Genomic DNA, 19,641 nt, shown 5'->3' on the forward strand with positions numbered 1-19,641 from the left:
TTGCTGTTTGGCTTCGATCAGGCCGCATTTTCGCAGAACTCACAGTGTCCGCCAGGATGCCGCGGCGACAGTTTTGGATTGCTGGATTGTCGAAAGGCTGCCCGACTGCAGATCAGGTGAACGACCGCACCAGGCTGCCGACCAGCAGGTTCCAGCCGTCGATCAGCACGAAGAAGAGGATCTTGAACGGCAGCGAGATAGCCGTCGGCGGCAGCATCATCATGCCCATCGCCATGGTGATGGTCGCGACTATTAGGTCGATCACCAGGAACGGTAGCATGATCAGGAAGCCGATTTCGAAGCCGCGGCGGATCTCCGAGATCATGAAGGCCGGCACCACGGCCCTGAGATCGACCTTGTCTTCGACCACGACGGTCTGGCCCTTTTCCTTGGCGATATCGATGAAGAGTTGCAGATCCTTGTCGCGCGTATTGGCAAGCATGAACTCGCGGAATGGCTCTGCTACGCGCGGCATGGCCTCGGTTTCCGAGATTTCATTCTTGAGGAGCGGATCTATCCCCTCGCGCCAGGCGCGATCGAAGGTCGGCGCCATCACATAGAAGGTCATGAACAGGGCAAGCGACACCATGATCATGTTGGACGGCGTGGTTGCTAGTCCCATGCCCGACCGCAGGATCGCGAAGGCGATGACGAAGCGCGGGAAGCTCGTCACCATAATCAGAATGCCCGGTGCCACCGATAGAACGGTGATGAGACCGAAGGTGCGGATGATCCACGATGCAACGGAACCGTCGACCGGCGTGTTCAGAATGTCGGCGGGAAAACTCTGCGCCCCGGCAATTCCCGACATCGCCAGCATGGCGATTATGAAGGCAGCAATCCGGAGCATTGAGGGGCCTGACAGAATGGATGAATTCCTAGTCCCGACCCTGCCGAATCATTGGATGACGAAGGTTCGGAACATCACATTCGTTACGCGTCCGTCGGAGCGCAGGTCAACCCGCTCCTGAATGTCATCCCGGAGATATTGAAAGCCTCGCGGCCCTTGAATTTGCTGCAGGGACACGGTCTTGAGATAGGCTGCAATGTCCTGGTGTATCTGCTCGGCCAAGGCAACGTCCGGGATGCCATTGAACTGCAGCGCGACTTCCAGGCGGACCCAGTTTTCGGCGGGATAAGCGAGGTTGGTCGTGATCGGCTCCAGCTGCACGACACCATTGGCCTCGGTGGCGATCTTGGGAACACCTTCGGTACCGGTGGCGTTCGGCGCGACTTCGGCAACGGCCTCGGTCTTCTCCGCTGGTGGAGGCGGCGCCAACAACTGACCGACGAGCCATCCGCCGCCGCCGGCGACGACGGTCACCACGGCCAGGGCGGCAATCGTCATCACCTTGGATTTGGAGGACTGCGCGCTATCGATTTCTTCCATGGTGCCAATCCGTGCCGGTTGGCCACGGCGCGGCGCCTTGTCGGGGAGACAGGCGACGCCGTGGCACTTCGATTTGCAATCCGCCCCCGATCAGATCGGCGAGAGCAGGTCTACGACTTGCTGGCCCCAAGGCGGCTGCTGCACTTCGGTCAGGCGGCCACGGCCGCCGTAGGAGATGCGGGCCTCGGCGATACGGTCGTAGGAGATGATGTTGTCGGCGTCGACATCCCTCGGCCGGACGATGCCTGCGACATTGAGGATGCGCAGTTCATGGTTGACCCGAACTTCCTGCGAACCGCTGATCAACAGGTTGCCGTTCTCGAGCACTCCGGTCACGACGGCGGCGACAAGCAAGCGCAGCTTTTCGGACCGCTCTGTCTTGCCATCGCCCTCGGTCTTGGTGTTGGAGCCGTATTTGAGATCACCCGACCAATCGAAATCGCTGGTCTGCGATGCCCCGCTGGCCCCGATGTTGAAGCCGCTTGAATTCTTGCGGCTGCGATCCGTCTTGTTGTCGAAGGACGCCTTGTCGTCGATCCTGATATCGACCGTCAGGATGTCGCCGACATTGATCGCGCGCGCATCCTTGAAGAGAGCGGCCTGCTGATCGTTCCAGAGCGAATACCCGTTCGTGATCTGGTGCGGCTGCTTTGGATATGCGGCGAGCTGCGGCGCCTGCGTATATTGCAGGCCACTGCCGATCGGGCTCATTGACGGGGCCTGGCCGATCTCCCGCAGAGCCTGGTTCTGACATCCCGCAAGGAGGCCCGCGGCCAGGACGGCCGTAAAATGCTTTCTCATGATGGCTCCTTGGAGGTGTTGGGATCGCTCGCGCTCGAAATGATGTTGGTCAGCACCGCTGCCTTGTCGTCGCTCATCTCGCTGAGGATCAGCGACGACTGACGCGGCGGCAGCTTCATGACGATGGCCGCGGCGATCTCCGGGCGCACCATCTCGAGCTTACCGGCGGCCGCATCGGGTTTCATCGTCTTGTAGATATCGACGAGCCCGAGTTCCGCCTGTTTGAGGAAATCGTTGCGGCGTTTCAGCCAGTCCTCGTATTCGGCGCGCCGCTTCTCGAGCGTCGCGATGCGCTCGTCGACGTTGGCCTGAAGATTTTCCAGTTCCTTGCGTTGCAGGAGATAGCGCTGGTCACGCGCGGCATCGGCGATGTTCGTGCAAAACTGCTGGATCTCGTTGGCACTGCCGCTTTCCGCCGGTGGCGCCGTTACGTCCTGCGCAAAGGCCCCCGGCAGCGCCAGCATCAAGGCGCCGGCGGCCGAGATCACCAGCATGCGCAGCGAATTTCCGAGAAGTTCGTCCAAATGTCCGGTCATTGCAGAACAAGCTCCGCCTGAAGGGCTCCCGCCGTTTTGATGCTTTGCAGGATGGCGATGATGCCATCCGGCTTGACGCCGATATTGTTGAGACCGGCGACGAGCGAGCGGAGACTCGAGCCATTCAGGATCGCGACCGTTCCGCCATCCGATTGTGCCTCGATAATGGTGTTCGGTTCGAGCGCCGTCTCGCCGCGCGAGAACGGCGCCGGCTGCACGACGGTCGGCGCCTCGGTCACCTGTACGGTGAGCGTGCCGTAACTGACCGCGACCTCGGCGACGCGCACGTCCTGGCCAATGACGATCGTGCCGGTTCTTTCATTGATGACGACGCGCGCCGGCACATCGGTTTCGATCACCAGGTTTTCAACATCGGCCATCAGGCGTGCGAGATCGGCCATCTTGGGCTTTTCGACCAGCACCGACTGCGAATCCTTGGCTTCGGCGATGCGGCCGCCAAACTGCGCGGCGGCATATTTGTTGATTGCCGCGGCCATGCCGACAGCCGTCGAAAAATCCGGGTTGCGCAGTTGCAGCACCAGATTGACGCCGTCCTTGAACCGCGCCGGCAGTTCCCGCTCGATGATGGCACCGTTCGGCACGCGCCCGGCCGTAGTCACGCCCTGATTGAGGGTGGCGGCATCGCCTTGCGCGCTGAAGCCGGTCACGACGACCGAGCCTTGCGCCACCGCGTAAATCTGCCCATCGGCGCCGGAGAGCGAGGTCATGACCAGCGTACCGCCGCGCAGCGACGTCGCATCGCCGAGAGAGCCGACCGTCACGTCGACGCGGCTGCCCGGGCTTGCGAAGGGCGGCAGTGTTGCCGTGACCAGCACCGCCGCGACGTTGCGCGTGCGCGACTCGCCGCCCTGGGTCGAGATCCCGAGGTTCTGCAGCATGGCGCGGATCGACTGGTCAGTGAAGGGCGAAGAGCGCAGGCTGTCGCCGGTTCCCTGCAGGCCGACGACGAGACCATAGCCGATAAGCTGGTTGTCTCGCCCTGCCTGCAGCGAGGCCACGTCCTTGATGCGGGAGGCGCCATGGGCAAGCGTCAGTGTCGCGGCGAAGGCCGCGATGAGTGTCAGGAACCACTTACAGACATGCCGCTTCATTTCGCCACCACATGGATCGTGCCGTCAGCCATGACCGTGCCGGAAATGATGACGCCGGTATCGATGTTGCGTGCGCGGATCAGTTCGCCAACTGCGGCGTCCTGCAACGGCGAGCCGGCCGCCGTGATCGTCAGGCCGCCATCGTTGAAGACGAGCCGAACCGTCGAACCGCGCTCGACGGCATATTGCTCGCGCAATGCCGAGGCGAGGATCACCCGTCCGGGAAGGAGGGTCCGTTTCGTGACCTTGCCCTCAATCTCCTCGATGGAACGGACATAGCCGTCCGCGAGATTGGGATTGGTCACGTCGACCACCTCGACAAGGCTCTCGTCGAGAGTCTCGCCGGGATAGATGGTCTGCTTGGGGATGACAGCGGTCGGCCGTTCCGCGAAAACAGTAGCCGGCGACAGAAGGGCCGCGACAGCCGCGGCGAAGGCCACGGTTCGTACCCGAAGCGGGGAACCGTTTGTCGATTTGTTTGCGGCGGATCGGCGAAACATCATGTTTGCCCCTGTTTCACGTTACCTGAGGTTCTTGCTGACCGTCGCCGCCATCTCGTCAGCGGCCTGAATGATCTTGGAATTCATCTCATAGGCGCGCTGGGCCGAGATCAGGTCGGTGATTTCCTTGACCGGATCGACGTTCGAGGCCTCGAGATAGTTCTGCTTGATCTGGGCGAAGCCGGGATCGGCCGGCGTGCCGATGATCGGCTCGCCGGAAGCCGGCGTTTGCTTGAAGAGGTTCTCACCCTGCGGCTCAAGGCCGGCCTCGTTGACGAAGTTCGCGATCGTCAGCTGGCCGATTTCCTGCAATTCCGTGTTGTTGCCGATGCGGACCAGCACCTGTCCGGAAGAAGTGAAGGTGATTTCGCTCGCATCCTGCGGCACCGTGATGCCGGGAACGACGGCGTAGCCGTCAATGGTGACGAGCTGGCCGGTGGCATTGGTGTTGAAGGCGCCTGAACGGGTATAGGCCGTCTCTCCGTCCGGCGTTTCGATCTGGAACCAGCCGCGGCCGACGAGCGCCAGGTCGTAGTCGTTGCCGGTGTTGACGAGGCTGCCCTGGATATGAAGGTTGCGCACCGCCGAGGTCTGGACGCCGAGACCGATGATCGCGCCTTCCGGGACGATCGCCTGGTTGGCGCGGTTGGGCACGCCCTGGGCGCGCTCGGTCTGATAGAGCAGGTCGGAAAACTCGGCGCGCGCCCGCTTGTAGCCGGTCGTATTGATGTTCGCGATGTTGTTCGCGATGACTTCCAGGTTGAGCTGCTGGGCGTTCATGCCCGTGGCGGCGATGGAAAGGGCCTTCATGTCTCGTTCCTTCAGATCTGCATGCGCGCGATTTCGAGATAGGCGCTCACCACCTTGTCGCGAATGGCGAGTGCGGTCTGCAGCGACTGTTCCGCATTCATCACCGCGTCGATGACTTCACGGGTATTGGCTTCGCCGCGGACAGCCTGGAGCGATGCCCCTTCGGCGGACTTCATCGAACGGATGGCGTCGGTCGTCATGTTGCCGAGGACTTCGGCAAAGCTCTGCGACTGCGGAACGGAAGCGCCGGCGCTCGGCGCAATGAGCGAGCTGGAGGCGGTCAGGCTCGTGCCTTCCGTCTCCTTCATGGCCGAAAAAGCGCCGACGGACTGGATTGCATCGATCATTATTGCGAAGCCCTCAACAGGTCGATTGTCTGGGAAATGAGATCGCGAGACTGCTTGATGGTCTGCAGGTTGGCCTCATAGGCGCGGTTGGCCTCGCGCATGTCGGCCATTTCGATCAGGACGTTGACGTTCGGCATCTTGACCATGCCCTTTTCGTCGGCTGCCGGATTGCCGGGATCGAACTCGATGTTGAAATTCGAGTCGTCCGTGCCAAGACGCTGGATCTCGACGAGAGATGCGCCGCTCGCCCGGTCGACCTCCGCCGCGAAGCTGATGGTCTTGCGGCGATACGGCTCGGCACCGGGCGTATCGCCCGTCGAGCGGGCATTGGCGATGTTTTCTGAAACGATGCGCAGACGGGTAGATTCCGCCTGCAGGCCGGAGGCCGAAACCTTGAGGGCCGAAGTCAAAGGATCCATGATTCTTATTTCCGTACCGTCATGAGCATCATCCGGTGAAAGGCTTTGACGAGCCCGGCATTGAGCTCGTAGTCGCGCTTGATCTCACCGGTCTTCATCATTTCCTGTTCGATCGCGACCGTGTTGCCGGACTGCTGTACCTGCACGTCGTCGATCATGCTGACTTCGGTGACCTGGGCGGCATCCGGGCTTTCGGTGAAGTGCGCGCGATGCGTCGCCGCCATCTGGATGCCGGTGTTCTGCAGCACGCTTTCAAAGGGCTCGACGTCTTTCGCCCGGTAGTGCGGCGTATTGGCGTTGGCGATGTTCCCCGCCACGACGTTCTGACGAACCGTCAGCCATTGGGCCTGGCGCGACGCAAGTTCGAAAAGCTGAATCGGTTCCATCAAAAGCTCCTGCCTGATGATGACGAACCTAGGCAGGTAATCTTGCGTGGGACTTGTCGGGATCGCGGATTTCTGGCTGCACCGCGATCCAGCTCTACAGCGGCTGCAATTCCAGGAAACATGCGACAGCGCCGCATTTTCATGCACGAATGGGAAACGGAGCTAACGACGGCTAAAGGGAGGCGCCTTGTCATTCGCGGCCGCCTGCGTTTGATCGCCGGTCTACTGCTCTTCGTAGATCTCGCCCTTGGATGTGATCATCACCCAGCGGCCATCGCGCTCCTGAAACGTCGCAAGACGGCTGTTGTCAGGCAGGATCGACCCTACGCGAACGATATACATGCCGCTTGCGTCCTCGATCAGGGCGCGGCCATTGATGACATGCCTCAGCCTGAAGCCCGACTGCCCCGGGAACGGCTGATCCATCCCAGCTTCTGTTTCCGCCTGCCCGCGACCCGGCGCATCACCAAGCCCGGGCACGGTCGCCGTCGTCAGACGATCCACGGCGGCCGCCGTGTCGCTATCCATATCCTTCATCGCCTGGGGCGAAACGGACAGCACATCGCGGCCGGGGCGCCCCGGCATGTCGCGCGCCGATCCCTGCCACAGCCGCGGCATCGAGAATTCACCCTGATGGACGAAGGCATACCAGGGAAAGAAGGTCGCAAACGCCGCCATCGTCAGTCCGATGGCAGCCAGGAACTTGTCGATCAGCGGCATCTTTGCCTCGCGGCGGCGCTGCTTGACGATCTCGTCTGCGTCGTAGTCGGTCACCCCTATCCCCTCGGTCGCATGCCGGCTGCACCCGGCTGATTTCCCATCGCGGCCGCCTTCAGCGCGTTGGCGAGATCGGTGAAGGCGTCGAACGCGGCTCGCTCGCCGGGCGTCTGCTTGAGTACGTCATAGATGATCGGCACCTGCTTGATCGCCATGTCGAGATCTGCATCGCCGCCCGGCCGGTAACCACCGATCAGGCGAAGGTCGCGCGTTTCCTCAAAGCGATGAATCAGTGCCTTGAGACGCGCCACCAGCTTCTCCTGATCCGGAGTCCACGCCTTCCGCGCCAGGCGCGAGATCGAGGCGAGCGGATTGATCGGCGGGTAGCGTCCCTCCTCCGCCAGGCTGCGCTCCAGCACGATATGCCCGTCCAGAATGCCGCGCGTCGAGTCGGCGACCGGATCGTTGTGGTTGTCGCCATCCACCAGGATTGAGATGATCGCGGTGATCGTCCCGGTCCCCTCGACGCCGGGGCCGGCGCGCTCGAGCAGGCGGGGTAGTTCGGTGAAGACGGAAGCCGGATAACCGCGCGCGATCGGAGGCTCACCCGCCGCCGTCGCCACCTCGCGGATCGCATGGGCGAAGCGCGTCACGCTATCGACGATGAGGAGCACGTTGTCGCCCTTGTCGCGGTAGTGCTCGGCAATCGTGACGGCCGTCAGCGGTGCCATCTTCCGCAGCATCGGGCTTTCGTCGCTGGTAGCGACGACGGCGACCGATTTGGAGAGATTGTCGCCGAGCGTGTCCTCGATGAATTCACGGACTTCGCGGCCGCGTTCGCCGACCAGCGCTATCACCACCTTGTCGAAGGCATCCGCACGCGCCAGCATCGAAAGCAGCGTCGACTTGCCGACACCGGAGCCGGCAAAGATGCCAAGGCGCTGCCCGAGGCAAAGCGGCGAGAAAATGTCGATGGCACGCACACCCGTTCTGAAGCCATGCTCGACGCGCTTGCGCGCCATGGAGGGCGGCGCGGTGTTGGAGATCGAGCGGCGAACGTCGCCCTGTAGCAGCGGCCCGAGGCCATCGATCGGCTCTGCCAGCGCGTTGATCGTGCGTCCGCACCAATCGTCCGTCGGAGCAATCCGGAAAGCACCCTTGCGAATGACCGTATCGTGAGTGCCGATCGGATCGCCGGGTTCGATCGGGCAGACGACGACCTGCCCCGGCTCGACACGGACGACCTCGCCGAGATGGGTGCCCGTCGCGCTTTTGTGCGCGACGAAATCGCCGAGCCGAACGTGGCGCGAAAGACCGCTAACGGTGTAATGCCCCGGCGCGATCGTCTGCACGTGCCCACCCGGCGCGATCGAAAACTCCGGCTTCGAATAGCGCTCGACCAGCCCGGCAAGCGCCGCCAGCGATGTCGATGCGGCAAGGGTCTCGGGACCTTCGCGTTTCATGGTTTCCGTCATTTATCAGCTGCCGCCCAGCGTCTTGATCGCTTCTTCCAGCGATCCCTCGCTGTCGCGCATCAGGGCCGTGATGTTGTCGAAGGCACGGGTGACCATGATGAGCTGCGACATTTCCTGAATGGCGTTGACGTTCGACTCCTCGAGGAATCCCTGCATGACGCCGACATCGAAACGGTCGACGACCGGCTCCGGCTGGATGGCCGGCATGACGGCGCTGTTGTCGTATCGCATGAAGCCGTTGCTGAAGTCCGCCTCAAAGAGGCCGAGCAGAGCGACCTGATTGCCGTTCTCGTGGATGGCGCCATCGGCTCCGACGGTGATTTCGCCTGCTCCGCCATTCAGCTGGATCGGCGCCCCGCCGGCATCGAGCACCGGATAGCCCTTGATGGTGACGAGCTCACCGGCTTCCGTCAGCGTGAACCGGCCGTCGCGGGTCAAAGCCGGCCCGCCGGGCGTGTCGATCGAAAACCAGGCGTCGCCCTTGATCGCAAAATCGAGCGAGGCGCCGGTGCGTGCGAGCGACCCGGTATTGGTGTTGAGGTACTCCTCACCTTCCGACACGTAGGAGACCTTGGTCGGCTTGGTGTCGCCGAGCATCTGGTTGAACTTCACTTCAGCGCCGCGGAAGCCGACGGTGCCGGAGTTTGCGATGTTGTCGGCGATTGTGTTCAGGCGCTTTTCGAGCGCCATCTGCGATGAGATCGCCACATAGAGACCGGTCTGCACCTCAGCGTCCCCCGAGTTTCAGGCTGTTAATGGACAGGAGCAGATCGGAGGAGATGCCGTAGCCGCTCGATGAACCGAAAACCGCAAGCGGATCGTAGCTGTCCGTGGAGTTGTTGACTTCCCAAAGGGCGGTAAAGCGATCGAGAAACGCCGCCAGCTTCTCGGGATCCTGGAAGTCCTTGAGGTCGATCGCCGCCTCATAGGCCTCGGCCTGGCGGTCGACGTCGGTCGCCGCGAACTCCTCCGGCAGTTGCAGAGCAGTCCGCACGACCTGTGCCAGCGCCTCGTCGGCGATGATGGCGTAGCCGCTGGTGATCGTCGGCGCCATGCGCGAGAAATAGAGCGCCAGCCGCACGCCGGCATTTTCCTCGCCGGCATTCTGTTCCAGCGTCTGGCGCGCATATTTGTCGGCAACACCTTTTTGCGCGCGGTCGAATGAGGTCGCCGCCTCGCCGTTGCGGGCGAAATTGAGCGATTCGACCAGCGCCTTGTAACGACCGTCCGTCAGCTTGTTGGCGAAGGCGTCGTCGCTGTCGATGCCCCCGGAAAGCACCTTGCGCATGAAGGCCTTCGCATAGGCCATATCTTCGAGGCCGTGCGCCTTCATCGCGTAGTTGTAGAGCCGGCTGTCGGCGAAGAAATCGTCGATGGTTTTGATGCTGCCGATCTTCGACAAGTAGTATTCCGTCTCGCGCGCGACGTCCGGCTGTTCGGAAACGCGCTCCAGCGACTTCGTCAGATCGGCGGTGATCAGCTTGTAGCTCGTATAGGTCGTGGTCACGATCGCTTCGCCCTGTCCGGAATAAAGCCGGGCGCAATGTGGCCCGACCTAGCAAATCCTGACCTGACTGGCTTGCGCGAACCTGTTCCGGGCGCGGCTTCAAGAAGGTCTTAGGAACAGCCTCACGCAAGGATGAAATCCTATTCCATCAACGGAAAATCACGATCGCGACAGGTATCGACAATGAACATCATCATCGGGCTTCTTGTGACCTTCGGCTGTATCCTCGGCGGATATCTCGCGATGGGTGGCCACCTGGAGGTGCTGAACCAGCCTTTCGAGTTGATGATCATCGGCGGTGCAGGCATCGGCGGCTTCATCATGGCCAACTCGATGAAGGTCGTGAAGGACACCGGCAAGGCGCTCGGCGAAGCCTTCAGGCATAAGGTGCCGAAAGAGCGCCACTACCTTGATACGCTCGGCGTCCTCTACAGCCTGATGCGCGATCTCAGGACCAAATCCCGCAACGAGATCGAGAGCCACATCGACAACCCGGAAGAATCCTCGATCTTCCAGTCAGCGCCCACCGTCCTGCAGAACAAGGAACTGACCGCCTTCATCTGCGACTATGTGCGGCTGATCATCATCGGCAACGCCCGCTCACATGAGATTGAGGCGCTGATGGACGAGGAAATCCAGACAATCACCCATGACAAGATGAAATGTTATCACTCGCTGACGATCATGGGCGATGCGCTGCCGGCGATCGGTATCGTCGCAGCGGTTCTCGGCGTCATAAAGGCGATGGGTGCCATCAACGAGGCCCCGGAAGTGCTTGGGGCCAAGATTGCCGCCGCACTCGTCGGAACGCTGCTTGGCGTCTTCCTCTCCTATTCGGTCGTCGGCCCGCTCGTCGCCAACATCAAGGCCGTGCGCGAGAAGCAGAACCGCCTCTACGTCATCGTCAAGCAGACGCTGCTTGCCTACATGAACGGCTCGGTTCCGCAGGTCGCGCTCGAATATGGCCGCAAGACGATCTCCGCCTATGAGCGGCCGTCCATCGACGCCGTCGAGCAGGAGATGATGAACCCGGGCGGCGGCAGCGAAAGCAAGGCGGCATAACATGAACCCGAGCATGGCATCCAACGTCTACGCATTCGACAAGAGGCTGCTTGCGCGCATGATCGGCGCGCTCGGCGACGACAAGGTGATCGGCCGAACCGCACTCGAACTCGGCCAGGTTTTCGGCGAACTGCTTCCGGGCATATACAAGGCCGAGACTGGTCACGACATTGCGATCGGCTATGCCGGTTTCAAGACCGGTTTCAGGAACGAGCTCATTGCGGGCCTTGGAGACGGTGTTCTGCTCACAGACGCTTCGCTGCGCAACTGGTGCCAGGATTTTCAGATCGGTTGTGACAGTCCCGTTCTCATCACCCTCGTCGAGGCTCTGCTCGGCGCCGAGCCCACGAGCATCGGGGAACCGCAGCCCCGGTCGATGTCGCAGATTGAGATCGACGTCGCGGTGCCGATCTTCGAAAAGATCGCCGATGTGCTGCGCCAAGCGGTGAACGCGCCGGGTGGATTCGAGGTCGTCGTCAGCCGTCCATACAACAGCGAAACGCGCCCCAAACCCGATCCCGCGATGGAGGACGTTTACGCGGCCTCCATCGACATGACGATCGGCCTCGGGCCGGTGCTCTCGACCTTTTCGGTCGTCGTTCCCCAGAGCGTTCTCCTGAAGACGCAGATCGTCCCGCCCAAAGGCGCCGGCCAGGGTCAAAAAACAAAGACGGAATGGACCGAACAGCTCGAGGAGCAGGTTCGCCGCTCCGCCGTGACGCTCGAGGCACGCATCCGGTTGGAAAGCCTGACGCTCGACACGATCAGTCGCCTGCAGCCAGGAGACGTGATCCCGTTTCATGACGGTCAGGACGTTCGCGTGGAGGTAAACGCCAATGGGCGCGAGCTCTATGTCTGCGAGTTCGGGCGGTCCGGCGCGAAATACACGGTCCGGGTCAAGGATACGCACGGCTCCGAGCAGGACATTCTTCGCCACATCATGAGTTAACAGCCCGCCCTCTCCCGGCAGAATGCCTGAGGCAAGCTTCAACTGGAATAAATCGCACATGGCACCCAAGAAAGCAGCACCCATCCAAGAACAGGCCGCATTCGCCGTCGAAGACACGGAGCTCGACCAGGCGATCGACGACCTGCGCGGCGTTCTCAAGAAGGATGGCGAGCAGGCGACGGATTTTGGCGCCGACTTCGGCTCCACCGGCGCGCTGGACATGGCAACAGAATTCGGCGGCGACTTTGGGGGTACCAGCGATACTGCAAGCGCATTCGGCGGCGACTTCGGGGCGGATAGCTTCGGCGGCGACTTCGCGGGCGCCGGAATGAACGGCGCCTTCGACGCCGGCGGCAGTTTCGGCGGCGGCTTCGATGCCGCCGAGCCGGCAATCGAAGCCGCGCCAGGCAGCGGCATGACGGCCAATCTCGATCTGATCATGGACATTCCGATCGATGTTCAGATCGTGCTCGGCACCAGCCGGATGCAGGTTTCCGGGCTCATGGGCCTCAGCGAAGGCGCAACGATCGCGCTTGACCGAAAGATCGGGGAGCCGGTCGAAATCATGGTCAACGGCCGGGTGATCGGTCGTGGTGAAATTACGGTACTCGAGGGCGACGTGACCCGTTTCGGCGTCAAGCTCATCGAGATCAAGGGCAGCAAGAACTCATAGGCCCGATGATTGGGCGAGGGATAAATCCATGATGGATTTCGAAAGTTTCGGGGCACAGACGCCGGCAGCTCCGCTGAGTCAGACAGACAAAGCGGCGGCCGTATTGCTTGCGATGGGCAAGTCCGTAGCCGGGAAGCTCTTGAAGTTCTTCACCCAGAGCGAACTCCAGGCCATCATCGCCGCGGCGCAGTCACTGCGCGCCATCCCGCCTCACGAACTCGAATCGCTCGTCAACGAATTCGAGGATCTTTTCACCGAAGGCGCCGGCCTGATGGACAATGCCCGGGCGATCGAGAGCATCCTGGAGGAAGGGCTGACCCCGGACGAGGTCGATGGCCTGCTTGGCCGCCGCGCCACCTTCCAATCCTACGAAGCAAATATCTGGGATCGTCTGCAGGAGTGCGATCCGGTGCTCGTTGCCCAGTCGCTCGCCAAAGAACACCCGCAGACGATCGCTTATGTCCTGTCGATGATGCCTTCGAGCTTCGGCGCCAAAGTGCTGCTGCAGCTCTCGGAAACACAACGGCCGGACATCCTGAACCGCGCCGTCAACATCAAGAACGTCAGTCCGAAGGCGGCCGCCATCATCGAGGCGCGCGTGATGGAAATGATCGACGAGATGGAAGCCGAGCGCAACTCGCCCGGACCCGCCAAGATCGCCGAGGTCATGAACGAACTCGAAAAGGGACAGGTGGACACGCTGCTCGCCTCGCTCGAGACGATCAACACCGACTCGGCCAAGAAGGTCCGGCCGAAGATCTTCCTCTTCGACGACATTCTCTTCATGCCGCAGAGAAGCCGCGTGCAACTGTTCAACGACGTCTCCACCGACATCATCACGATGGCGCTTCGCGGCTCGGCGCCGGAACTGCGCGAATCGGTTCTCGCGTCGATCGGCGCCCGTCAGCGCCGTATGATCGAATCGGATCTGGCTGTCGGCGATGCAGGCATCAACCCGCGCGACATCGCGATCGCCAGACGGTCCATCACGCAGGAGGCAATCCGCCTCGCCGCCAGCGGACAGCTGGAGCTCAAGGACAAGGAAGCGGAGGCCGCCTGAGGCCGGTCGCGACCGCAACTCCATAATTCCTGTTGACCCGGCCCCACCGGCGTCGCCAGACCCTTGCGCCCCTGAGCTTTGAGGTTCACGACAGCGGGAGAGCATCGCCGCGGGCTTGCCTGATCGGGTGACGTTCGATCGGGAAATCGCCGGGAGCTTCCTGTTTCATGTCGGAAGATCAGGACAAAGACAGCAAGACCGAGGCGCCATCGGAGAAGAAGCTCTCCGATGCCGCCGACAAGGGTAACGTCCCATTTTCCCGCGAGGTGACAGTGTTCGCCTCGACGCTTGCGATTTATATCTTCGTCGTCTTCTTTCTGTCGGATGGCGCCGCGAGCGTCGCCGAGGCCCTCAAGGACATTTTCGAGCAGCCGGAAGCCTGGAGGCTGGACACATCGACCGACGTCGTCGCGCTGATTTCGCACATCATCCTGAAATCGGCGGCGCTGCTCGTCCCGATCTTCGTGCTGCTGATCATCTTCGGCGTCGGATCGTCGACCTTCCAGAACCTCCCTCGCCCAGTCCTCGATCGCATTCAGCCGAAGATGAACCGCATATCCCCTGCGGCCGGCTTCAAGCGCATCTACGGCGTGCAGGGATTGGTCGAATTCGGCAAGTCCCTGTTCAAGATCGTCATCGTTTCGACCGTTGTGGTCCTCGTTCTGTGGAACGACTATTTCGCCACGCTCGATCTGATGTTCTCGGATCCGGTGACGATTTTCACGGCCATGACGTCCGACCTCAAGCAGATCATGATCGTCGTGCTCCTGGCGACGGCCGTGCTTGCGATCGTCGATCTCTTCTGGACACGGCATCACTGGTACACGGAACTGATGATGACGAAGCAGGAGGTAAAGGAGGAACTGAAACAGTCCCAGGGCGACCCGATCGTCAAGTCGCGGTTGCGCTCGATCCAGCGTGATCGGGCGCGCAAGCGCATGATTTCCTCGGTGCCGCGTGCCACATTGGTGATCGCCAACCCGACACACTATGCCGTCGCGCTCCGATACGTCCGCGAAGAGAACGATGCACCGGTTGTGGTCGCCATGGGCCAGGACCTTGTCGCGCTCAAGATCCGCGAACTTGCCGAAAAAAACGGCATTCCGGTCTTCGAGGATCCGCCGCTCGCACGCTCCATGTTTGCACAAGTCTCGGTGGATAGTGTTATTCCACCGGTGTTTTACAAGGCAGTCGCCGAACTCATTCACCGGGTTTATGCAGCTCAGCCGCAACAAAAACGGGTGACGTGATCTCGATGAAAAAGTGCGAATTCTCCGAAAAGCGCGAGCAGATAGTGGCGGAAGCAATCCGCCCGGTGGCGACAGAACTGCGTCTGGTCGACGCCGCGGACTTCATCGCGCTGTTACGATTCGAGTCTCATGCGAGCCTCGCTGACCTCGTGGAGTCTGCCGCCGAGCTCTACTTCCTTCCCGGCACGGTGAATTTCGGCCTCGGTGGCAACTACAATCTGGATTGGGACAGCAACCCCGAGATCGTTCTCGACCTTGAACTGAAGCTGCGTGGCGTTACGGTCTATGCGCGGCTGACTCTCGGCAACGACACCGCCGGGGTCGAGATCAGCCATATCAGCTTCCAACATCCCTCCACGGATCCGGACGAAAACACCGTCTTCCTCGCGAAAAGCCTGGAAGAGGCGAAATTCGTCAAATCTTACGCCCTTCCGCTCGCGAGCTAATGCATGTCGCTCAAAAGTGTGCAGCGGTTTTGGGCCAACGACATGCATGAAAACAAAGACCTAAAGCGCGTCGCTTGAGGCCGTTTGAACGCGACGCGCTTTAGCACCGATGCTCTCGTGTCGGAGAGCCACCGTTCAACTCGTCAGCTGATGTAACCGAGGCGTATCGCCTTGGCGATCGCCTGGATGCGATTGACGGAGTCGAGCTTCGTCGTTGCCGCCCCGAGATAGGCGTTCACCGTGTGCACGGAGAGACCCATCTTCTCGGCAATTTCCTCGCTGATGTGCCCGTCGCCGGCCATCTGCAGACAGGCGATCTCCCGGTCGCTGAGCGCTTCCGCCTGAAACAGCCGCCTTTCGTCTGCCGCGAGCATATCTGTCATGATGTGGCAGCTCTGCGCGTGCAGTTCGACGACCTGCTCGCTGGACGCGTCGATATAGCTGCTGGTAAAGACGACATAGCCGTTGCCCTGGGCGCCGAGCCGGACCGGAAAGGCGATTCCCGAATAGGCGAGTTTTCGTCCCGCCAGCCGCTGCGCGAACGGGCGGAAATCGGCGGCTTCGGCGGCCTGGTGCTCACCGAGGCCATCCCACAGGACCGGCAGCAGGGACCGGTCGAGATGTGCGAGCAGTTCCTCACCATAGATGCCAATGAGATCGCGCGCGTTCGCCTCGCACGCAGTGCCCCAATTGTGAAGAACGCAGGTCAACTTGCGCGCCGCAGGCGTGCCTCTGCCGTTGACGCGCAGGACCGCGAAATTCTTCGCATTGATTTGCCGCTGCATCGCCTGCAGCCGTGTCACCAGGGTGGCCGCACGCGCAGCTCGCCCATTCCTGCCCAGTCGGCCATCATCCTCGGGGCGACCGCCTGTGACGAAATGAACCATCGGTGCCTCCCCTAAACCAGATTGTTGCGAACGGCGTGGGCGATCGCTTCCGACCTCGTTCGCGTCGCAGTCTTTCGCATCACGCTGGTGATGTAGTTGTTGATGGTGTTGCGCGATATCCCGAGGATGACGGCGATCTCCTCGCTTGTTTTGCCTTCGGCGATCCAGAACAGGCATTCGATTTCGCGCTCGGTCAGTTCGCATTCGCGCTCATGCCGCGCATCGACGCTGGTCTTGAGGCTTGCGACATAGGCGGCAAGCAGCGCGATATCGCGCAGTCCCTCCTGCGACAGGATGACGTCCGCGGGGAACAGGAGCATCAGCGAGAAGCGAGCGCGTCCGACATTGAAAACAATGGCGCAATATTCCCGGCTGACCCCGCGAGGCAGGTCTATGTCGTCCGGCATCGTGTGAAAACACGGCTGCAGGACCGCGAGGCACTTCTCCAGTTCGGTCGTCTTGGCGTTGAGGCCGACGACGATTCCGGCCAGCCGCCGCACGACATCGAACGGCCAATCGGAGCAGACGACGCTATCAAGCCCGCCGTCCTGCGAAAGCTCGTGGCGCGCGAGCAGATAGTGGGTGGCACCAACGTAATCGGTCAGCGCCGTAAGTGCGTTTGCGAAACCACCACGTTCGGCGGTTTCAGCGAGTCGCCGGATCAATTGTTCCCTTGAAATTTCCCGACCGCTTCGATGCGGCGCCGCCGTCTGCAAAGGCCAGACGGCCCCTGCCTGCGAAATGTCCATAACTTCAGCCCCCGTGCCGAGTTCGACGCCCTGGACATGCGCTCGTTATCGCCGCCGACAGCCCGGTCGGAACCGATATTCACCGCCATCCGCAAATCAGGACGCGAATCAGTTCCTAAACTGTACATCGCGTCCGCGGAAAAACCACTGGCGCGATCCGGGCGGTTACTTCAAGAGTGACCGATGAAAGGCCTTGCATCTCCCTGCCTAGCGACTGATCAAGCGAAAACCGCGCGGAACAGCGTGAACAGATATACCACATTGATATTCCATATTTTTTCATGCAATTTTGATGCCACGAAAGTTGAGGAAGGTGCCTCCGATCCAAGACACGCGCGCGATTTCGTGCTGCCCGCAAGCCTGCTTTTTCGCCCAAACGCTCCCAACGAAATAAAGGCAGAATTTACTTTACCTCAGCGCCTGTTGCCGAAATGCATCGGTTCCGGAGCAGTCTGACGCGGTGAACGCCATGAATAGAACCGCACCAATGTCACGTTATATTTGGATTCGTCGAAACTATATTAGATGAAAACTAAGCATTGGACACAGCGCCCATCAGTAGATGCGCCGCCGGTCGGGGCGCCAACCGCGGCTCAGAATCTATAAAGGTTGCGATATTGTTAATTTTCATGCCGGCCGACTCGCCGGAGACTCCGTGGGCGGCAGCGGATTCTTGATGCCGATTCCCTTTTCAGTCACCAATACACGCCGGACTCAGCCAATATTTCGACCGGCGCCAAAATCGGCGTTCGGGATCTCTGGCGGGGCCACACGAGACGGAACTGATGCGACGGCAAAAAAATCCCGCCACTTTTGGCGGGACTTTTCTGCGAAATGCCGTTTGCCTTGCGAACGTTCGTCAGGCGGCGCGGTCGAGGGCCCATTTGCGCAGGATCTTCGCTGCGCGTTCCTCGCTGATTTCCACCATGCGGGCAAGCCGCCGTTCCGGTCCCTCCTTGACCCGGCGGTTGAAGTTGCCCTCCTCGCCGAGGTTGAGCAGGTCGTCGGTGCTGTCGAAGCCGAAGTCCGCGCCGAAGCCTTCCATGAGCGCACCCCCGGCACCGGCACCGACCGGCGAGAAGTCGGGCAGTTCGAGACCGGCCGCCTCGCCTTCGAGTTGGCCTGCCTTGCCGCCGAAGCCCATCTGGCGGGCGAGCGGCCGCATGCCCATCCAGACAACCAGGAAGGCGACCGCAACGAAGGCAAGCGAGTTGATGATGCCGCCGAGATTGCGCGTCAGCATTTCCATGACGCCCGGGCCCGCAACCGGCTGGTCCAGCAATTGCGTCTCGACGAAATCCATCGCGTTCAGCGTGACGACGTCGCCGCGGTTTGCGTCGACGCCAGCGGCCGAGGAGACGATCTTCTGCATTTCCTGGAGATAGGCGTCGATCTTCGCCTGGTCTGCCGGTTCCCCCACCATTGCCGCGAGGCGGCCGCGATTGACGACAACGGCGATCGACAGCCGCTCGATCGAATAGCTGCTCTTTACGGTGGCGATCGTCTTGCTGTTGATCTCGTAGTTGGTTTGCTCTTCCTTCTTTGCCGCCTCGTCACTGGACTGGGGACCGGCGCCACCGCGCGGTGCGGCCTGGGGCACGTTCTGCTGCACGGTTGCGGCATTGTCCGGCTGCTGCTGGCTGGACTTCTGCTCTTCCTTGGTCACGCGGGTCGAGCGCTCGACACGCGACTCGGGGTCAAAGACGGTTTCCTGGATCTGCTGCGCATCGGTGTTGAGCGTCGCCGTTACGCTTGTGCGGAAATTGTCCATGCCGAGGAATGGCGCGAGCGCATTGTCAATCTTCTTTTCGAGGTCAGTCTGGACATTCTGGACGACGCCGAGCGACTGGTTGAGCGCGCTGTTTGCCGGATCGTCGCCGGAGGCGAGAAGCTGTCCGGTCGAGTCGAGGATGGTGACGTCGTCGACATCGAGCCCCGGCACGGAGGATGCGACGAGATGACGGATCGAGGCGGCGGCATTGCGGCCAACCGTTGCGCTCGCGCGAATCATGACAGACGCCGTCGGCGTCTGGTCGGCCTTGCGGAAGCTCCCGCGCTCCGGCATCACGATGTGCACGCGTGCGGCGGCGATGCCGGAAATTTGCTGGATGGTGCGGGCAATTTCGCCCTCAAGCGCACGAACGCGCGTCACTTCCTGCATGAAGGAGGTGAGACCCAGCGATCCGACATTGTCGAAGAGTTCGTAACCGGCATTGGCGCTGCTGGGCAGACCCCGTTCGGCAAGCAACAGGCGGGCCTTGCCGGTCATGCCGACCGGAACCTGGATGCTACCGCCATCCGACCCGACATCGAAATCGATGTTCGCCTCGGCAAGCGCAATGCTGATCTGGGTCACATCGCTGCGCTCAAGGCCGACATAGAGCGTTTCATAGGAAGGTCTGTTGACGTAGATGCCCGCTGCAAGGACGAAGCCGACCGCAACGATACCGGCCACGGCGAGCGCGATCAGTTTGCTTTGCCCCAGACTGCCGAGGTTTTTCGTGAACGTCGAGAATTGATCGAACAGATTCATTCTGTTTCCGCACCCAGTATCGCAAGAGGCCA

At 61.4% G+C, this 19,641-nt stretch carries 24 protein-coding genes; 7 read left to right on the forward strand and 17 right to left on the reverse strand.

The annotated features are described in order from the left end of the window. Positions 1-112 precede the first annotated feature (112 nt). The 14 genes from fliP to GHK62_RS09560 all read right to left on the reverse strand — a co-directional run bounded on the left by fliP (position 113) and on the right by GHK62_RS09560 (position 10,000). A complete protein-coding gene (fliP, locus tag GHK62_RS09495; protein ID WP_153438418.1) occupies positions 113-850 on the reverse strand; it encodes a flagellar type III secretion system pore protein FliP in 738 nt (245 codons plus the stop codon). Positions 851-898: 48 nt separating this feature from the next. Further along, positions 899-1,390 carry a flagellar basal body-associated FliL family protein gene (locus tag GHK62_RS09500; RefSeq protein WP_153438420.1) on the reverse strand — a complete coding sequence of 164 codons (492 nt, stop codon included), beginning with the start codon at positions 1,388-1,390 and terminating at the stop codon, positions 899-901. A 90-nt stretch (positions 1,391-1,480) separates the two neighbouring features. After that, positions 1,481-2,191 carry a flagellar basal body L-ring protein FlgH gene (gene flgH / locus GHK62_RS09505; RefSeq protein ID WP_153438422.1) on the reverse strand — a complete coding sequence of 237 codons (711 nt, stop codon included), beginning with the start codon at positions 2,189-2,191 and terminating at the stop codon, positions 1,481-1,483. Beyond that, positions 2,188-2,727, reverse strand: a complete 540-nt coding sequence (locus GHK62_RS09510) for a MotE family protein (protein WP_153438424.1) — start codon at positions 2,725-2,727, stop codon at positions 2,188-2,190. Before GHK62_RS09510 ends, flgH begins: the two co-directional genes overlap by 4 nt. Next, positions 2,724-3,839, reverse strand: a complete 1,116-nt coding sequence (locus GHK62_RS09515; RefSeq protein ID WP_153438425.1) for a flagellar basal body P-ring protein FlgI — start codon at positions 3,837-3,839, stop codon at positions 2,724-2,726. Before GHK62_RS09515 ends, GHK62_RS09510 begins: the two co-directional genes overlap by 4 nt. After that, positions 3,836-4,342: a flagellar basal body P-ring formation chaperone FlgA gene (gene flgA, locus GHK62_RS09520; protein WP_153438427.1), complete on the reverse strand. Its 507-nt coding sequence runs from the start codon at positions 4,340-4,342 to the stop codon at positions 3,836-3,838. The genes GHK62_RS09515 and flgA overlap by 4 nt, the downstream gene beginning before the upstream one ends. A gap of 18 nt (positions 4,343-4,360) precedes the next feature. Then, positions 4,361-5,149 (reverse strand): flagellar basal-body rod protein FlgG, encoded by a 789-nt coding sequence (gene flgG, locus GHK62_RS09525; protein WP_136506087.1) that lies wholly within the window; start codon positions 5,147-5,149, stop codon positions 4,361-4,363. An 11-nt stretch (positions 5,150-5,160) separates the two neighbouring features. Next, complete coding sequence (gene fliE / locus GHK62_RS09530; protein ID WP_153438429.1) at positions 5,161-5,496, reverse strand: flagellar hook-basal body complex protein FliE; 336 nt, start codon at positions 5,494-5,496, stop codon at positions 5,161-5,163. Further along, on the reverse strand, positions 5,496-5,915 hold the full coding sequence (gene flgC, locus GHK62_RS09535) for a flagellar basal body rod protein FlgC (RefSeq protein ID WP_153438431.1): 420 nt from the start codon (positions 5,913-5,915) through the stop codon (positions 5,496-5,498). The genes fliE and flgC overlap by 1 nt, the downstream gene beginning before the upstream one ends. 5 nt (positions 5,916-5,920) lie before the next feature. Continuing rightward, positions 5,921-6,301, reverse strand: a complete 381-nt coding sequence (flgB, locus tag GHK62_RS09540; protein WP_136506090.1) for a flagellar basal body rod protein FlgB — start codon at positions 6,299-6,301, stop codon at positions 5,921-5,923. A 222-nt stretch (positions 6,302-6,523) separates the two neighbouring features. Next, positions 6,524-7,081, reverse strand: a complete 558-nt coding sequence (locus tag GHK62_RS09545) for a flagellar protein (protein ID WP_184108450.1) — start codon at positions 7,079-7,081, stop codon at positions 6,524-6,526. Then, a complete protein-coding gene (fliI, locus tag GHK62_RS09550; RefSeq protein WP_153438897.1) occupies positions 7,078-8,481 on the reverse strand; it encodes a flagellar protein export ATPase FliI in 1,404 nt (467 codons plus the stop codon). The genes GHK62_RS09545 and fliI overlap by 4 nt, the downstream gene beginning before the upstream one ends. 15 nt (positions 8,482-8,496) lie before the next feature. Next, complete coding sequence (gene flgF, locus GHK62_RS09555; RefSeq protein ID WP_184108432.1) at positions 8,497-9,219, reverse strand: flagellar basal-body rod protein FlgF; 723 nt, start codon at positions 9,217-9,219, stop codon at positions 8,497-8,499. A gap of 1 nt (position 9,220) precedes the next feature. Continuing rightward, positions 9,221-10,000, reverse strand: coding sequence for a DUF1217 domain-containing protein (locus GHK62_RS09560; RefSeq protein WP_184108431.1), 780 nt, complete (start codon positions 9,998-10,000; stop codon positions 9,221-9,223). Positions 10,001-10,183: 183 nt separating this feature from the next. On the opposite strand from GHK62_RS09560, the gene motA reads away from it, so the two are divergent. The 6 genes from motA (at position 10,184) to GHK62_RS09590 (ending at position 15,440) form a co-directional block, all read left to right on the forward strand. Beyond that, positions 10,184-11,062: a flagellar motor stator protein MotA gene (motA, locus tag GHK62_RS09565; RefSeq protein WP_153438433.1), complete on the forward strand. Its 879-nt coding sequence runs from the start codon at positions 10,184-10,186 to the stop codon at positions 11,060-11,062. Between the two features lies 1 nt (position 11,063). Then, positions 11,064-12,011, forward strand: a complete 948-nt coding sequence (locus GHK62_RS09570) for a FliM/FliN family flagellar motor switch protein (protein WP_153438434.1) — start codon at positions 11,064-11,066, stop codon at positions 12,009-12,011. Between the two features lie 58 nt (positions 12,012-12,069). Continuing rightward, positions 12,070-12,684, forward strand: a complete 615-nt coding sequence (gene fliN, locus GHK62_RS09575) for a flagellar motor switch protein FliN (RefSeq protein WP_167528201.1) — start codon at positions 12,070-12,072, stop codon at positions 12,682-12,684. A 28-nt stretch (positions 12,685-12,712) separates the two neighbouring features. Beyond that, complete coding sequence (fliG, locus tag GHK62_RS09580) at positions 12,713-13,744, forward strand: flagellar motor switch protein FliG (protein ID WP_153438438.1); 1,032 nt, start codon at positions 12,713-12,715, stop codon at positions 13,742-13,744. A 167-nt stretch (positions 13,745-13,911) separates the two neighbouring features. Beyond that, the gene (flhB, locus tag GHK62_RS09585) at positions 13,912-14,994 is read left to right on the forward strand and encodes a flagellar biosynthesis protein FlhB (RefSeq protein WP_153438440.1); all 1,083 of its coding nucleotides are present in this window, start codon (positions 13,912-13,914) and stop codon (positions 14,992-14,994) included. Continuing rightward, positions 14,994-15,440, forward strand: a complete 447-nt coding sequence (locus GHK62_RS09590) for a hypothetical protein (protein ID WP_184108449.1) — start codon at positions 14,994-14,996, stop codon at positions 15,438-15,440. The genes flhB and GHK62_RS09590 overlap by 1 nt, the downstream gene beginning before the upstream one ends. Positions 15,441-15,583: 143 nt before the next feature. On the opposite strand, the gene visR is transcribed toward GHK62_RS09590, so the two are convergent. Together visR and visN are read right to left on the reverse strand one after the other, a co-directional pair. Beyond that, positions 15,584-16,327, reverse strand: coding sequence for a transcriptional regulator VisR (gene visR / locus GHK62_RS09595; RefSeq protein ID WP_153438444.1), 744 nt, complete (start codon positions 16,325-16,327; stop codon positions 15,584-15,586). An 11-nt stretch (positions 16,328-16,338) separates the two neighbouring features. Next, positions 16,339-17,076, reverse strand: a complete 738-nt coding sequence (visN, locus tag GHK62_RS09600; protein WP_153438446.1) for a transcriptional regulator VisN — start codon at positions 17,074-17,076, stop codon at positions 16,339-16,341. 183 nt (positions 17,077-17,259) lie between these two features. On the opposite strand from visN, the gene GHK62_RS09605 reads away from it, so the two are divergent. Further along, positions 17,260-17,532, forward strand: a complete 273-nt coding sequence (locus GHK62_RS09605; RefSeq protein ID WP_153438447.1) for a hypothetical protein — start codon at positions 17,260-17,262, stop codon at positions 17,530-17,532. A 403-nt stretch (positions 17,533-17,935) separates the two neighbouring features. Here GHK62_RS09605 and fliF read toward each other — a convergent pair whose 3' ends face one another. After that, a complete protein-coding gene (fliF, locus tag GHK62_RS09610) occupies positions 17,936-19,609 on the reverse strand; it encodes a flagellar basal-body MS-ring/collar protein FliF (RefSeq protein ID WP_153438449.1) in 1,674 nt (557 codons plus the stop codon). Between the last annotated feature and the right edge of the window lie 32 nt (positions 19,610-19,641).

Source organism: Sinorhizobium terangae (genome assembly GCF_009601505.1).
Taxonomy (GTDB): domain Bacteria; phylum Pseudomonadota; class Alphaproteobacteria; order Rhizobiales; family Rhizobiaceae; genus Sinorhizobium; species Sinorhizobium terangae.

Excerpts from the sequence above, each read along its gene's own strand:
- fliP (WP_153438418.1), bottom strand. The coding sequence starts at position 850 with ATGCTCCGGATTGCTGCCTTCATAATCGCCATGCTGGCGATGTCGGGA.
- GHK62_RS09500 (WP_153438420.1), bottom strand. The coding sequence starts at position 1,390 with ATGGAAGAAATCGATAGCGCGCAGTCCTCCAAATCCAAGGTGATGACG.
- flgH (WP_153438422.1), bottom strand. The coding sequence starts at position 2,191 with ATGAGAAAGCATTTTACGGCCGTCCTGGCCGCGGGCCTCCTTGCGGGA.
- GHK62_RS09510 (WP_153438424.1), bottom strand. The coding sequence starts at position 2,727 with ATGACCGGACATTTGGACGAACTTCTCGGAAATTCGCTGCGCATGCTG.
- GHK62_RS09515 (WP_153438425.1), bottom strand. The coding sequence starts at position 3,839 with ATGAAGCGGCATGTCTGTAAGTGGTTCCTGACACTCATCGCGGCCTTC.
- flgA (WP_153438427.1), bottom strand. The coding sequence starts at position 4,342 with ATGATGTTTCGCCGATCCGCCGCAAACAAATCGACAAACGGTTCCCCG.
- flgG (WP_136506087.1), bottom strand. The coding sequence starts at position 5,149 with ATGAAGGCCCTTTCCATCGCCGCCACGGGCATGAACGCCCAGCAGCTC.
- fliE (WP_153438429.1), bottom strand. The coding sequence starts at position 5,496 with ATGATCGATGCAATCCAGTCCGTCGGCGCTTTTTCGGCCATGAAGGAG.
- flgC (WP_153438431.1), bottom strand. The coding sequence starts at position 5,915 with ATGGATCCTTTGACTTCGGCCCTCAAGGTTTCGGCCTCCGGCCTGCAG.
- flgB (WP_136506090.1), bottom strand. The coding sequence starts at position 6,301 with ATGGAACCGATTCAGCTTTTCGAACTTGCGTCGCGCCAGGCCCAATGG.
- fliI (WP_153438897.1), bottom strand. The coding sequence starts at position 8,481 with ATGAAACGCGAAGGTCCCGAGACCCTTGCCGCATCGACATCGCTGGCG.
- motA (WP_153438433.1), top strand. The coding sequence starts at position 10,184 with ATGAACATCATCATCGGGCTTCTTGTGACCTTCGGCTGTATCCTCGGC.
- GHK62_RS09570 (WP_153438434.1), top strand. The coding sequence starts at position 11,064 with ATGAACCCGAGCATGGCATCCAACGTCTACGCATTCGACAAGAGGCTG.
- fliN (WP_167528201.1), top strand. The coding sequence starts at position 12,070 with ATGGCACCCAAGAAAGCAGCACCCATCCAAGAACAGGCCGCATTCGCC.
- fliG (WP_153438438.1), top strand. The coding sequence starts at position 12,713 with ATGATGGATTTCGAAAGTTTCGGGGCACAGACGCCGGCAGCTCCGCTG.
- flhB (WP_153438440.1), top strand. The coding sequence starts at position 13,912 with ATGTCGGAAGATCAGGACAAAGACAGCAAGACCGAGGCGCCATCGGAG.
- visR (WP_153438444.1), bottom strand. The coding sequence starts at position 16,327 with ATGGTTCATTTCGTCACAGGCGGTCGCCCCGAGGATGATGGCCGACTG.
- visN (WP_153438446.1), bottom strand. The coding sequence starts at position 17,076 with ATGGACATTTCGCAGGCAGGGGCCGTCTGGCCTTTGCAGACGGCGGCG.
- GHK62_RS09605 (WP_153438447.1), top strand. The coding sequence starts at position 17,260 with ATGAAAGGCCTTGCATCTCCCTGCCTAGCGACTGATCAAGCGAAAACC.
- fliF (WP_153438449.1), bottom strand. The coding sequence starts at position 19,609 with ATGAATCTGTTCGATCAATTCTCGACGTTCACGAAAAACCTCGGCAGT.